Genomic DNA, 13986 nt, shown 5'->3' with positions numbered 1-13986 from the left:
GAAATATTGACTACAATTTCACAACAAAAATTTTACAATGTGAATTTTACAAAATGTCTGTGTCAAAAAGCCTTATTCGTCAGTCTCATTTTCTTGGTACGAAAATTCGTAATCTAAGAAAAAACAACCATTTAACGATGGAGGATTTATCTGCCCGTTGTGTAAGAATTAATCCAGAGTACGCTCCTTCGGTTTCTTACCTTTCGATGATTGAGCGCGGAAAACGCGTACCGAGTATCGATATGCTCGAAGTGATCGCGGAAGTTTTTCAAAAAGATCCTGCGTGGTTTTTAGATGATGAACCCGAATTAGAAGCCATCACACCCAACAAAGGGAATCGTGGTGGGATTAGTGGCATGGCGCTGGAGCCGAGCTTCCTGTTCTCCAATGATATTCTTCAAATCGCGATACCAGAAATGCTCTCCCAAACAGGTATCACAGGGCGTCAATTCGCCCACTTACTGATCCGCGCACACCAAGAGAACCACCAAAACCATTTCCCAGACTTAGAACGGGCAGCGGAAGAAGTGGGCTTAAAGCGACTTAATCTGTCAGTGGAAGATCTGATCGACATTGCAAAGAGTATGGGGTTGGATATTCGCTGGGTAGACCGAGCGCCACAAGATGTGATTGATGAACTGGGCGTCAGCGCCAAACAGTTGATTACGTCTTTCATGGAGCCACCTGGGACTATTTATCTCAATAAACGAATGCGTGACTATCCAACCCGATTGAAGTATGACTTGGCGGTATATATCGGCCATCGAGTGCTCCATAGCAGCGATGCAATGAATAACGTTTTATCTATCGGGCATCAAAACAATTGGGAGCAAATGGACAGCCCTGTGTCGAACTCTGAACTCAATTCGCAAGATATCCTGCAAGCTTGGCGTGATTTTGAGTCCAGCTTCTTTGCCGGTGCCCTACTCTGCCCCAAAGTACCCTTTCGTCAGTTGCTTGACCGTTCTGGTTACGAGATTGATGTTCACAAAAAGGCGGGGGTTTCTCCTTCCGTTGCAATGCGTCGCATGACGGTGGTCTCGCCTTACCCTCATTGGCACTATTTTGATGCCTATGGCCCTGGCAAGTTAAAAGCCGTGTATCGCGGAAATGGTATTCCATTGCCTTGGGGCAACATGCGCAAAGTGAACGACCCTTGCCAGCACTGGGCCGTATTCCGACGCCTTTCCCAGCCTTTGGATACCAGTTCAGCGCAAATTTCGATTTTAAATGTTGGCGACGAGCCACGTATCTACTGCTGCGAATCGGTCAACGTATTTGATCCTGCGGGGAATAATCGCGTGCTATGTGCCGGTATTGATCTTAACCCTGCCATTTCTGCACAAGGTGGCGATGCCGTTTCCATAGCGGAAGAACTTAAGTCCCTTTGTGTCGCTTCCGGCGGAAGTAGTGTTATTCCTCCCCACATCAAAAAAGACTTAACGACTATCGCTAAGATATTAAACATCAACTGGATAGAGCGCGGGATTCAAACCCAAGCAAGGTTGATCTGCTCCAGAGGGGCGGTTTGTCCAAGACAACCTAGTTGTTACAGCAAGTGCGGAGAAGCTGATGAGACGGGCAGCGACGTGAATATCATCGGGCTTTAGAAAGAAAAAACGCCAATCACAATAAACGTGATTGGCGGTATATACTTGTGAACAATTTGTATTCACTAACAACGTCAGTTGGCTAGGTGACCCTCGGCTTAATAAGGGTCACTCTAAGTAAAGCACGATGCGTGCCAACTTTAAAAAAGCCGTTTTTTAGTAGATCCAGATGCATATCGTTGCTTTATTAACCATTAATTTCGCAAACTGCATTTGCAAAATGCAATATTATGCAAATATGCCACTGAATGCACTGCTAATAACGACTCTCTCAGCAAAGTGTCTGTGAACATATGAAGTCACATATTCTTGCACCTCAATGATGATGAGATTTCGGGCTCCCAACTTTATCATTCTTCTAACCCCTTATTGAAACTGGGTTCAGGCTCATCCGCCATGCTTTTGTTGATACATTCTCTCATCGGCTATTTTCATCATTTGCTCAGGAGATGACATTTTCGGGTCAAATATCGCGTACCCAATACTGGCTTTCAAATAGATAAGCGTTTCATCGTAAATGACGGGCGTCGAGCATAGCGCTAATCGAAGTTTTTGTAGAAGGGACTGAACATTTTCTTCCGTTCCAGGGTGATGGACTACAACTAAAAACTCATCACCGCCCATTCTGGCCACGATGTCTGATTTACGCAGAGAGCTTTTTACCCTTTCAGCCGTAGCGATTAAAACTTTGTCACCTGCGTCGTGACCATAGGTATCGTTAATGTGTTTAAACCTATCTAGGTCAATATTAATTAAGGCGAAGCTATAACGCTTTTTATAACGTTTCGCTATTTCGAACTGCTGCTTGTAAAACTTCATAAAATAGCGACGGTTTGGTAAATTCGTGAGTTCATCGTGTAAAGCTCTGTCATCTGCAATGGTATACAGTCGATAAATGGCGAACAGCGCGAGGCTAAGTGCGAATATAATGGGATAGCCGATTACTCTAGCTAAATGCAACTGATGCCAAGAGATTTGGCGATCAGCTTTGCCTCCAGAGAAAACCACCATACTCCACCCACCATAAGGAAAATGAACCATCTCTTTTGCATATACCATGCTATTTACACTTTGCGCGCCAAAGAAAGCATCACCAAATGAGCCACCGCTATCGTAACCACGGATCATTAAAGGGTAACGATACGAGAAATCAATTACGCCGGTTTCTCTCATCAGAGCATCGAAATCAATCACCGCACTGATCACTCCCCAGTAGTCCTGATTCATTGGAGGATCAAGAAAAACAGGCACACGCACGATCAAACCTCGGCCACCTTGGATCAATGTAACGGGCCCTGCGATGAAAATTTCTTGTACATCCTTGGCTTTTTGCACCTGTACCCACTGCTGTGGCACTGCGCGGTAATCAAGGCCGATTAGGCGCTCATTACCTTGGCGTGGAAATACGTGACTAATTACATCATTTTTCGCGATACCGATTATTGTAATATGTTTACTTTTATTTAGGATTCGGTGAGCGGCGATACTCAATTCTTCTTCTTGGTTTTTAGGAAGTAAAGTAATGAGTGTCGCTAAAGTACTGGCTTTGTAGATATCCGCCATAAGTACCGCTTCCAAATTGGAACGGAGAATGGAAAGTTGTTCTTTGGCCTCAACTTGAACTCGCTCTTTGTGAAGCTCTTGCTGGTTTCGATTTAACAGCTCAATAACCCCAATACACAAAGCGAAAAAGGTGAGGAAGAACAATGCAAAATAGCATCGCTTTCTGGGTAAATAACGCATTTTCTCCCCACAACTCGTATACAACTACGAGATTTTTTATTTATTGTTAAAATTCTTATTATCACAAGAATAACCAATCATAATCAGAAAGGTAACAGTGATTGACAACTTTTATGTTTTAGGTGTGAGATGATGCATCAACAAGGCGATTTATTTGGCGGCGATCTATGGCAAGAAGTAGAAAGAGGAGAACTTTATTATGATCCTCATTTTCTTAACCATCTTGAGGCGGATAATTACTTTGACCAACTTCGAAAGACACTGCCATGGCACCAAGAACACATTACTATGTTCGGCAAGTCAGTACTTCAACCTCGCTTACAAGCGTGGCACGGTGATGCAGCATATACTTACTCAGGCTTAACCATGCAGCCTCACCCTTGGACTCCTGAGTTAACTCAGCTGAAAGTGCGTTGCGAATCAGTTGCTGATGTCACTTTTAATTCTGTTCTCGCTAACTTATATCGACACGGCCAAGACTCAATGGGCTGGCACCAAGATAATGAACCAGAGTTAGGTAGAAACCCTGTTATCGCATCTTTGAACTTAGGTGAAACACGTCGATTTTTGCTTAGAAATTTACATTGTAAAACTGAGATTGAATACGAGCTTTCTCACGGCTCCTTACTGATTATGGCTGGCGAGCTTCAGCATCACTGGAAGCACTGCGTACCAAAAACCGCGAAAACCAAAGATGAACGTATCAACCTGACTTTTAGGCAAATTTTCAACTATTGACTCAGCTTTTACATTCTCAATTAATATTGATGGTAGGTTTAGGTTCAGGACTTCATAGGGAATGGATTTATGCGTATTAAACCTCTTAGCTTAGCGGTCTTACTCTCTTGCTCACTTACCTTTGCTGCTCAGGCATCACAGGAAGACGTACCGCTTCTCGATAATACTCAATCAGCGCAGTTGATTCGTAGTACCTACGAACAAGAACTGTTCACTTTCCCGGCGTTTAAAGAGGGCCATTTTGGCTTACGCATGTACCGCCAAACATTAGATGAGAAATATCACGCTGCCATTTGGACCGACATGGCACAAGTAGCCAGCCGGTTAAACCAATTTGCTAATGAAGTCGTTGAACCAGAAGACATCATTCTCTATTCATCTCAAAGGCTGACCACGTATCAAGAGAAAGAAACCGAACGAGGTCAGCGACGCTATACCGTGACTAAACACCATCCTGAGTACCTTTATCTTGGTGTGGATTTGCTTGGCGCAATGGCAAGAGCAAACGAATATGGCCTAAAGCATAAACAAGACAAAACGCTGAGAAAAATTATTAGGCGCTACGATTTCTCGCGTTACGTTACGGACAAAGAGATGATAGAGGCATGGGCAGCTCAGCTTGCAAACCAAGTCTACTGGCTTCGTCAGTTAGGAGAGCAAGATGTGGTCGAGGAATTCACTCAAACCTTCCGTGACACCTACCCCGACGATAAAGATAAGATGCTTTCAGCTCAGCAGTATTGGAACAAACTCTATGGTATGACGCACATCATCTTTGCCGATTCACAGTATTATCAGGAGCGAGTAAGCGAGAAGAAACACCAATGGATTTATGATTACTTTCGCAACAACATCGACACTATCCTACTGCGCGCCAAAGAAGATGTGATTGCGGAAGTCGGCATTTCGTTTTTGTTAGCAGGCTTGGACCATGATCCGGTCGTAAAGAAGACCCGCCAAGCCATTCGTCATGCAATCAACGCAGAAAAAGGGATGATTCCGTCGGTCGACGGTAACTTTGATCTCAAGTACGGCGAACACCGTAACGTGCTAGCCATCATGCTGCTCGATTGGAAAGGGGTACATAAAGCGCCAACTTATCAAGAGCACCCAGAGGCTTTTAAATCGATACCTTACGGCTTAATGCCCAAGCCTTAGAAATAACAAAACCCGCCATTTAGGCGGGTTTTTAGTGTGGATCTTCAATCTAAATTAGAGCGAGATAAAAATGCCCGCTAAGCACGCACTCATCAGGTTAGCGAGTGTACCAGCAGCAACCGCTTTTAGGCCTAGACTTGCAACATCTTTGCGGCGCTCAGGTGCCATCACGCCGATAGAACCCAACTGAATCGCAATTGAGCCAATGTTCGCAAAACCACACAACGCAAAAGTGATAATAATTTGAGTATGCTCAGACAGTGTCGCTTTGTGCTGCACAAAATCGATAAACGCAACAAACTCATTCATCACCACTTTCTGACCAATGTATGAACCCGCAGCTAGGATTTCGTGGCTTGGCACACCAATCAACCATGCGAGAGGTGCAAACAAATAACCAAAAATCGCTTGTAGCGTTACGCCAGAGAAACCAAGTATCTCACCCAAGTTTTCTAGCCCCGTGTTCACCATCGCGATAACACTCACGAAAGCGATAAGCATGGTACCAACAGCAACAGCAACTTTCATACCGCCCATAGCACCGCTTGCTAGCGCATCAATTACGTTGCTTTCTTCTGATTTATCTAGCTCAATATTGTTGTAATCGCTTGGCGTTTGACGCTCAGGAACGATAATTTTTGCCATCATCAAACTACCTGGCGCTGCCATAAAGCTTGCCGCGATCAAGTATTTGAGGTCGACCCCTAAACCAGCATAACCACCAAGCACACTGCCCGCCACTGAAGCCATACCACCAGCCATCACGGCAAACAGTTCAGAGCGAGTCATGTTAGAAAGAAATGGACGAATAAGAAGTGGTGACTCGCCTTGAGATAAGAAGATGTTCCCTGTTGCAACCAAAGACTCTGCTTTACTCGTACCCAAGAACTTCTGGATAGCGCCGCCAATAAATTGAATCACTTTTTGCATAATGCCCAAATAGTAAAGGGCGGAGATAAGAGCACTGAAGAAGATGATGATAGGAAGGACACGAATAGCGAAGATAAAGCCAGAAGAAGCGAGGTCACCAAAGAGGAATTTAATCCCTTCATCAGCAAAGCTGAGTAGCCCCGCGACCCCATTACTTAAACTCGCCAGCGCCGCTTGACCCAACGGGAAATAGAGCACCAAAGCAGCAAACCCCATTTGTAGCATCAAGGCGCGAGATACAGTTTTCCAATTAATGGAAGAACGACCCTCAGAAAGTAGGAAAGCACAACCTAGCAGTGCAACAATACCAAATAGACTAAATAGAACACTCATGAGCTGGACCTACTAAACGTTGAAAAAGAAAAAAGAGCCAAAGGAATTGGCAGAAGAAAGGGACAACGCAGCGAGTGATAACTCACTTTTAGATCCAGAATGTAGACAGAACGAATAGTTCGACATCTTATTTTTACCTTATACAAGCAATTGAACGTAGCTGGTCCGGTCCGTGGGGTCATTCACTGCTGGCGAGCATGTTGCTTGGCCTGCTCCATGTGACGGCTTGTATGGGTAAGGGTCCTGAACAACTAAACCCTAATTCCCGCTTAAACGGGACGCAAGTATAGCCAACAAAAAGAGATATTCATCACATTTATTTACGCAAACGTTCAAGCGTTCAAAATTTAGGCAAAAGTACTCTTTTGTCGTCATACTATTAATAAAAGTAAGGGCATAAGGATAGGCGTTGATGGTAAAAAACATAAAAGTGACCAATAAATATGCAATCAAACTCGAAAGAGCCAAAATTCGTCATTTTGCTCTCGCCAACAGGTGGATTTTGGTTATACAATTCGCGTTGCTTCTTTCGAGGCCTCTGAGTATTCAGAGCATCATGATGCCGAGATGGTGAAATTGGTAGACACGCTAGCATGAGGTGCTAGTGCCTTTGGTGTGAGGGTTCGAGTCCCTCTCTCGGCACCATTATCCTTCTTCCCTAATTTTGTTCGAGTGTAATGCAAAGTTCTAAGCAGGCAAGACAGTCTACAGATGCTAATCAACTTCTGAGTGAGCTTGCGGTTCACGCTTTATTACACCTGCACTTTAAAATTCACGCGTCCTCGCATGGCCTCTCCCTTAAAGAACGTAATGACTTACTTCAGAAATGGCTGAAACCAAAACTGAAGAGTAATCGCTATAAGCTGATTAAAAAGCCGTTAAAATCTTTGACTCAGCAGGCAAAAGGTGAGAACGGAAATCTGGAAGCATTACTCGAGCGCTGCGTCGGTGCAGACAAACCCAGCAACCCTCAACCCGATCTAGATAGCTACTTGCTGCTGATCAACGAGATTGAGAAGAAACTGGGGACTACCGTGTTATTATCTCGACCGGAAGACGTCGACTTATCTCACGACCAACACGGCTGTTTGCTGTGTGTGCTTTCTGAGAACTTAAATCAGCACTTCGATGATAATAACGCCCTAATCGCTCCTATTTCGATGCTGTTCCGCGGACCAATGAGTCAACGTTCACTTTTTCTTGGCAGCATTTACGCCAGTGGTACCTTCAATTATGAAGTGCAGTATCAAGACGACCAGTTCGTTCGCATCACATTAGAGTTGGCGTAAGTGTAACGCTAAGAAATAAACGAATCGAAAAAGGCCGCGAAACTCGCGGCCTTTTGATTATCTAGATTTAAACTTGAGTTAATCGATCTCTTTAAATCGAGCAGTAAAGTGGCGCAGCACTGGTGGCTCGTACTCGAAAGTGAGCCCTTTTAACTCATGTGCACGATTTTTCAGTTCGATAATCGCATCCGCAATGTAATCCATATGATCGTTTGTGTAGACACGACGTGGAATGGTCAAACGCATCAACTCAAGCTCTGACGCTTTTTGTTTACCCGTTTCCGGATCTCGACCAAGCAGCAACGATCCTATCTCTACTGCTCGAATACCCGCTTCCAAGTACAAAGCATTACACAATACCTGCGCAGGAAACTGATCAGCTGGAATATGTGGCAAAATCTTAGCGGCATCCACAAACACCGCATGACCACCCGTTGGGTATTGAATCGGAATACCGCCTTCACGTAAGCGCTCACCTAAGTATTGAACTTGGCTAATTCTATAGTGAAGAAAATCCTCATCCGCGGCTTCATACAAACCGCGAGCGAGCGCTTCCATATCACGCCCAGCCATGCCGCCGTATGTTACAAATCCTTCCATGGGTACGCAGCGCGTCTGCACCGCCTGGAACAACTCCTTATGATCACGAATACAACACATGCCACCAATGTTTACCATCGGGTCTTTCTTAGCTGACATGGTGAGCATATCACCGTACTGGTACATCTCACGGATGATTTCCAGAATCGATTTATTCTCGTAACCCGCTTCACGCTGCTTGATAAAGTAGGCGTTCTCACAGTAACGAGCCGAGTCAATCACCACTGGAATATCGTACTTGGTTGCAATCTCGTACACACTGCGCATGTTTTCCATCGACACAGGCTGACCACCGGAGCTATTACAAGTAATCGTGGTGATAATTGCACAGATGTTATGCGAACCGTGCGCTTCAATTGTTGCCACCAGCTTATCGATATCAAAATTGCCCTTCCAATCATAAGGCGTAGTGGTGTCGAATGCTTCTTCCGTTACCACGTTAATCGCTTTACCGCCATTGAGTTCAATGTGACCCGCTGTGGTATCAAAATGGTAGTTCGAGATAAATACTGGCGTTTCGCCACCACGCACCTGACGCATACGCTCAATCAAAGCGGGGAACAAAATTTGCTCGGCACCACGCCCTTGGTGTGCAGGCACGGTGAGCTTATAACCGAAGAAGTGCTCCACTGCATCACACAGGTTGTAGTAATTTCGACTCCCCGCATAGGATTCATCCCCCATCATGATGCCAGCCCACTGATTATCACTCATGGCACCAGTGCCTGAGTCAGTCAGCAAATCGATATAAACATCATCACTACGAAGAAGAAATGGATTATAGCCCGCTTCTTTTAACGCGACTTCACGGTCTGACAAAGTCGTCATTTTGATTGGCTCAACCATTTTGATACGGAAAGGTTCTGGAATACGTTTCATTGTTAATTTCCTTATACGCATTGTCCTACGCAGTTTCACGTAAGACTAAAAAACAAATAGATAGAATGCTTTTCAATGCGATTGCATTGAGGAAATCAACGAGAAGAGATTTTACTAAGAAGAGACAAGCAGTAGTCTAGGTTATACCAGAACGACAGCACCAAACAGCTATCGAGAATATCCTTTATTCTCATCGTCTTCGTCCTCCTGATAAAAATAAAAAGTCAGAAACCCTATGTCTCTGACCTTTTCAATATAGTGCAGTTTTCAATCAACTTTCAGTGAGGTCACCCTCATTTTAAGAAGGTCTCGCCCTTTTCATTCTGCGTTTGATATTACTTTCTTTGACTAGGTAATCGAAAAGTGGCGCGAATAAGTTAGCAAATAGAATCGCTAACATGATGCCTTCTGGATAAGCCGGGTTCAGCACTCGGATAAAAATCGTCATCACACCGATTAATAGTCCGTATGCCCATTTCCCGTTATTGGTAAAAGCTGCCGAGACAGGGTCTGTCGCCATGAAGAAGGTACCAAACGCAACCCCACCAATCACGAAGTGCCAGTAGAACGGCATGGAGAACATGGGGTTAGAGTCTGAACCGATCGCATTCAATAGTAATGAAGCTCCGATTAAACCGACCAACACGCCCGCAACAATTCTCCACGATGCAATCTTCATAAAGATGAGAACCAAGCCTGTTAGTGCGATCAACAACGTGGAGACTTCACCCATCGAGCCTGGTAAATTGCCAACAAAAGCATCTCCCCATGAAATTGGCTCTCCCGTCATATTATTTATCAAAGCACTTTGCCCTCCTTCATACCATTGGCTAAGTGGAGTAGCGCCAGAGTAACCATCAGCCGCGACCCACACGGCACCACCGGACATGTTGGCAGGATAGGCAAAGTATAAGAACGCGCGCCCTGCTAAAGCTGGATTTAGGAAGTTTCGTCCAGTACCACCGAAAATCTCCTTCGCCACAACAATACCGAAGGTGATACCTAAAGCCGCTTGCCATAGTGGAATTGTCGGAGGAAGGATCAGCGCAAAGAGTATAGAGCTGACAAAAAAGCCTTCATTTACCTCATGCTTTCGCACAATAGCAAACAGAACTTCCCAGAAACCACCAACGATAAACACCGTCGCATAAACCGGGAGAAAGTAAGTAGCACCAAGCCACATTTTACTTCCCCACCCCGCTTGTGAAACCGCATCTAACGAGCCCCATACCCAACTCAGTTGCCATGAAGAAACAAGCGCTTGCTGAGCTGAGGCTTGATCCATTCCATACAACAAGGCATCACTCGCTTGCTGGCCTATGTTGTACATACCCCAGAACATGGCAGGGAAGACAGCCAACCACACCATGATCATAATACGTTTTAAATCGATGCTATCTCGAACGTGAGTCATGCCCTGGTTTACCTTACCAGGCGTGTAAAAAATGGTTTCGACAGCTTCGAAAAGTGGGTAGAACTTGTGATACTTCCCACCTGGACCAAACTTAGGTGTCGCTTTCTCAAAGTAATCTTTAAGGCTCATAACACTCCTCCTTTATCTAAAAGATGGTACGCACATGTGTAAAAAGCGATCGTTTTTTAATCTCTTCGTCTTCCTTCTTCGTATTTCACCTTGTTCGCCACTCTTCTGTCTCCTCTTTAAATCCGGCGAACAGTTTATCCAACGAAAAAGGGACCGCTCATGGACACACTCGCCATTGACCTAGCTAGATTCCAATTTGCCTTTACTGTCTCTTTCCACATTATTTTTCCAGCTTTTACGATTGGTTTGGCAAGTTATCTCGCTGTATTAGAGGGCTTGTACTTAAAAACGGGCAACAAACAGTACATGCAAATCTATAAGTACTGGCTAAAAATCTTTGCCATCAGTTTTGGTATGGGTGTGGTGAGTGGCATCGTGTTGAGCTATCAATTCGGTACTAACTGGAGCGTGTTTGCCGACAAAACAGGCCCAATCCTAGGCCCGCTAATGGGTTATGAAGTTTTTACTGCGTTTTTCCTCGAAGCTGGGTTTTTAGGCGTGATGCTTTTCGGTATGGATAAGGTGGGTAAGAAGCTTCACTTCGCCGCGACTTGTATTGTCGCATTCGGGACGTTTTTGTCTGCGTTTTGGATACTTTCGGTTAATAGTTGGATGCAAACACCAGCGGGCTATAGTATCAACGAAGCCGGACAGTTTGTCCCAGAAGACTGGTGGGCGATTGTCTTCAACCCTTCTTTTCCTTACCGGCTCGTTCATATGTTGCTCGCCGCTTACCTTACTACTGCCTTTGTTGTAGCTGGCGTTGCCGCTTATCACTTACTAAAAGCAAACCATAACCCTCTAGCCAGAATTATGTTCTCGATGGCAATGTGGATGGCTGCCATCGTGACACCAATTCAAATCGTTGCTGGAGACATGCATGGATTAAACACCCTTGAACATCAACCCGCCAAAGCCGCCGCGATGGAAGGGCACTATGAGTCTCACCAAGGCGCGCCATTGATCCTCTTCGGTATCCCTAACGATGAAGAAAAACGTATGGAATACGCACTGGAAATCCCCAAACTCGGTAGTTTGATTTTAACTCATGACCTCAACGGTGAAGTGAAGGGATTAGATGCTTTTCCAGAGGAGGAACACCCTCCTGTCTCTATCGTTTTCTGGTCTTTCCGAGTCATGGTCGCGCTTGGTTTTGGCATGCTTGTTATTGGTTTGTGGAGCCTTTGGCTAAGAAAACGTCGCAAACTTTTTGATTCGAGGGCACTTCAACGTATTTGTGTGCTGTTTGCCCCAGCGGGGTTCATTGCAGTTTTAGCAGGCTGGATAACTACCGAAGTAGGTCGACAGCCTTACACCGTATACGGTCTTTTAACCACAGCCAATTCGGCATCGCCTATTGATGCCGCCGCGGTGAGCGTCTCCCTGACGGCGTTCATCGTGGTTTACTTTGTGGTTTTTGGAGCTGGCTTCTTCTATCTCCTACGTTTGATGCGCAAGTCTCCAACTCGATATGAAGAAGGTCTAGATAGCCGACTTCCTGATGGCACGAAAACTGATGCCATCACACATTCTAACCATCTAACCTAGGAGCTAACTCATGGATTACGCATTAATTTGGTACGCTTTGATTGGGCTCGCCGTTCTGATTTATGTCGTGTTAGATGGCTTTGATCTCGGTATTGGTATCCTATTCCTCAGCGCTAATGACGATGAAGAGCGCGACATGATGATGAACAGCATCGCTCCTGTTTGGGATGGGAATGAAACTTGGCTAGTTCTTGGCGGTGGTGGGCTTTTTGCCGTGTTCCCCCACGCCTACGCGGTCATTATGCCAGCACTCTATGCTCCTCTGATTTTAATGCTGCTCGGGTTAATTCTGCGCGGGGTTTCTTTTGAGTATCGCTTCCGAACACAACGCGGAAAGTTTTTATGGGATAGCGCTTTTTTCATTGGTTCACTCACCGCGGCATTGATGCAAGGCATTATGCTCGGAACCCTGCTCCAAGGTATAGAGGTTAGTGAACGAGCATACGCAGGTGGATGGTTTGATTGGCTTTCGCCATTTAGCGTATTTTGTGGCTTGGCGCTTGTTTGTGCTTATATTCTGCTCGGTTCATGCTGGTTATTAATCAAGCTTCCAGAAGAGCTGATGGGGCGCTATTACGTAGTCGCGCGACGATGGGGACTAGCGATGGTAGCCTGTATATTCATCGCCAGTTTGTGGCTGCCATTGAGCCAAAATATCGTATTTGAACGTTGGTTCTCATTACCAAACTCGCTACTGTTTTTCATTTTACCAATTATTGCAGCGGCACTTATTTGGCAGTTATTCAAAGCCTTACTCGACCACAAAGCCGTCCGAGCCTACGTTCTTGCGATCGGCCTGTTTCTTGTGTCCGCGATGGGTTTCGGTGTCAGTACATTCCCTTACTTGGTCCCATTCGCACTCACTTATCAAGACGTCGCCGCGCCAGACAAAAGTTTGGCATTTTTACTTGCCGGTGCGGTGGTATTACTTCCTCTGATCATAGCCTACACGGCTTATTCGTACTGGGTGTTCCGCGGCAAGATGAAACGTGGAGAAGGATATCACTGATGAAACTAAAACCCATTTTGTGGTTCATTGGCATTTGGCTGGTAAGCGTGGTCGCCTTGTTTATCATCAGTTCGTTGATACGAACTGCGATATTGTAGGTCCAGAGTCTACTGCACCACATCTGAAGCCATTGAGGTCTATACTCAAGCAAGAGTAAAACAACGGAGTGTTTTTATGACTTTAAAGCGGTTTCTGGTAACTTTGATTACTTTGACGGTTCCACTGTTTTCACCAAATGCATTGGCCGTAGACAAGCAGATGTCATCCGCCATGAAAAGTAAAATGCGGTCTATTTGCTCCGCAACAAACGAGCAGGGCCATTGGCAACTTGCTGAAGCAACTCCTGACGCCAGACGCTCACTCAACATGGTGCTTTATCAAATGAATGCCGATGATAAATTGAAAGCAATTCATGAGGTGAGAACGAAAATGGTCGGCGGCACCCATTATGCGTTTGAGTTCGAGTTGCAAGATGGCCAAGTCTGGAATGCAATCGTTCTGCACAGTGCCCGAGGCGATTACATGATCGAAAGACACGCAAAGAAAGGCGAACTCTGCCCTAAAGATGGCAACTCCTAATTCCCAGATTCAAATACAATAAAGGCG

11 protein-coding genes and 1 tRNA gene are annotated in these 13986 nt (G+C 45.2%); 8 read left to right on the top strand and 4 right to left on the bottom strand.

Annotation, left to right across the window (positions count from 1 at the left end):
• Nucleotides 1–53: 53 nt before the first annotated feature.
• On the top strand, nucleotides 54–1610 hold the full coding sequence (locus R7Q09_RS05030) for a DUF3612 domain-containing protein (RefSeq protein ID WP_213866844.1): 1557 nt from the start codon (nucleotides 54–56) through the stop codon (nucleotides 1608–1610).
• 387 nt (nucleotides 1611–1997) lie between these two features.
• On the opposite strand, the gene R7Q09_RS05025 is transcribed toward R7Q09_RS05030, so the two are convergent.
• Nucleotides 1998–3353, bottom strand: coding sequence for a diguanylate cyclase (locus tag R7Q09_RS05025; RefSeq protein ID WP_021035911.1), 1356 nt, complete (start codon nucleotides 3351–3353; stop codon nucleotides 1998–2000).
• 132 nt (nucleotides 3354–3485) lie between these two features.
• On the opposite strand from R7Q09_RS05025, the gene R7Q09_RS05020 reads away from it, so the two are divergent.
• Both R7Q09_RS05020 and R7Q09_RS05015 read left to right on the top strand, forming a co-directional pair.
• Entirely contained in the window at nucleotides 3486–4091 is a 606-nt protein-coding gene (locus R7Q09_RS05020; protein ID WP_182015931.1) for an alpha-ketoglutarate-dependent dioxygenase AlkB family protein, read from the top strand.
• A gap of 69 nt (nucleotides 4092–4160) precedes the next feature.
• Nucleotides 4161–5249 carry a DUF3541 domain-containing protein gene (locus R7Q09_RS05015; protein WP_064369491.1) on the top strand — a complete coding sequence of 363 codons (1089 nt, stop codon included), beginning with the start codon at nucleotides 4161–4163 and terminating at the stop codon, nucleotides 5247–5249.
• Nucleotides 5250–5303: 54 nt separating this feature from the next.
• On the opposite strand, the gene R7Q09_RS05010 is transcribed toward R7Q09_RS05015, so the two are convergent.
• Complete coding sequence (locus R7Q09_RS05010) at nucleotides 5304–6512, bottom strand: NupC/NupG family nucleoside CNT transporter (protein WP_017635515.1); 1209 nt, start codon at nucleotides 6510–6512, stop codon at nucleotides 5304–5306.
• Between the two features lie 561 nt (nucleotides 6513–7073).
• Here R7Q09_RS05010 and R7Q09_RS05005 point away from each other — a divergent pair.
• Both R7Q09_RS05005 and R7Q09_RS05000 read left to right on the top strand, forming a co-directional pair.
• A tRNA-Leu gene (locus R7Q09_RS05005) sits at nucleotides 7074–7157 on the top strand.
• A 32-nt stretch (nucleotides 7158–7189) separates the two neighbouring features.
• Nucleotides 7190–7801, top strand: coding sequence for a DUF2913 family protein (locus R7Q09_RS05000; protein ID WP_005374167.1), 612 nt, complete (start codon nucleotides 7190–7192; stop codon nucleotides 7799–7801).
• A 78-nt stretch (nucleotides 7802–7879) separates the two neighbouring features.
• Here R7Q09_RS05000 and R7Q09_RS04995 read toward each other — a convergent pair whose 3' ends face one another.
• Together R7Q09_RS04995 and R7Q09_RS04990 are read right to left on the bottom strand one after the other, a co-directional pair.
• Nucleotides 7880–9280 carry a tryptophanase gene (locus tag R7Q09_RS04995; RefSeq protein ID WP_104976313.1) on the bottom strand — a complete coding sequence of 467 codons (1401 nt, stop codon included), beginning with the start codon at nucleotides 9278–9280 and terminating at the stop codon, nucleotides 7880–7882.
• Nucleotides 9281–9578: 298 nt separating this feature from the next.
• On the bottom strand, nucleotides 9579–10823 hold the full coding sequence (locus R7Q09_RS04990; RefSeq protein ID WP_318070557.1) for an NADH:ubiquinone reductase (Na(+)-transporting) subunit B: 1245 nt from the start codon (nucleotides 10821–10823) through the stop codon (nucleotides 9579–9581).
• Nucleotides 10824–10982: 159 nt separating this feature from the next.
• On the opposite strand from R7Q09_RS04990, the gene R7Q09_RS04985 reads away from it, so the two are divergent.
• The 3 genes from R7Q09_RS04985 to R7Q09_RS04975 all read left to right on the top strand — a co-directional run bounded on the left by R7Q09_RS04985 (nucleotide 10983) and on the right by R7Q09_RS04975 (nucleotide 13959).
• Nucleotides 10983–12371, top strand: a complete 1389-nt coding sequence (locus R7Q09_RS04985; RefSeq protein WP_318070556.1) for a cytochrome ubiquinol oxidase subunit I — start codon at nucleotides 10983–10985, stop codon at nucleotides 12369–12371.
• Between the two features lie 10 nt (nucleotides 12372–12381).
• On the top strand, nucleotides 12382–13380 hold the full coding sequence (gene cydB / locus R7Q09_RS04980) for a cytochrome d ubiquinol oxidase subunit II (RefSeq protein ID WP_318070555.1): 999 nt from the start codon (nucleotides 12382–12384) through the stop codon (nucleotides 13378–13380).
• A 174-nt stretch (nucleotides 13381–13554) separates the two neighbouring features.
• Nucleotides 13555–13959 carry a cystatin gene (locus R7Q09_RS04975; RefSeq protein WP_318070554.1) on the top strand — a complete coding sequence of 135 codons (405 nt, stop codon included), beginning with the start codon at nucleotides 13555–13557 and terminating at the stop codon, nucleotides 13957–13959.
• The last annotated feature ends 27 nt before the right edge of the window (nucleotides 13960–13986 follow it).

The sequence above is a fragment of the Vibrio sp. 2130-1 genome, from assembly GCF_033339515.1.
The sequence above is the reverse complement of the archived record's forward strand: the minus strand, read 5'-3'. Positions and strand labels throughout refer to the sequence as shown.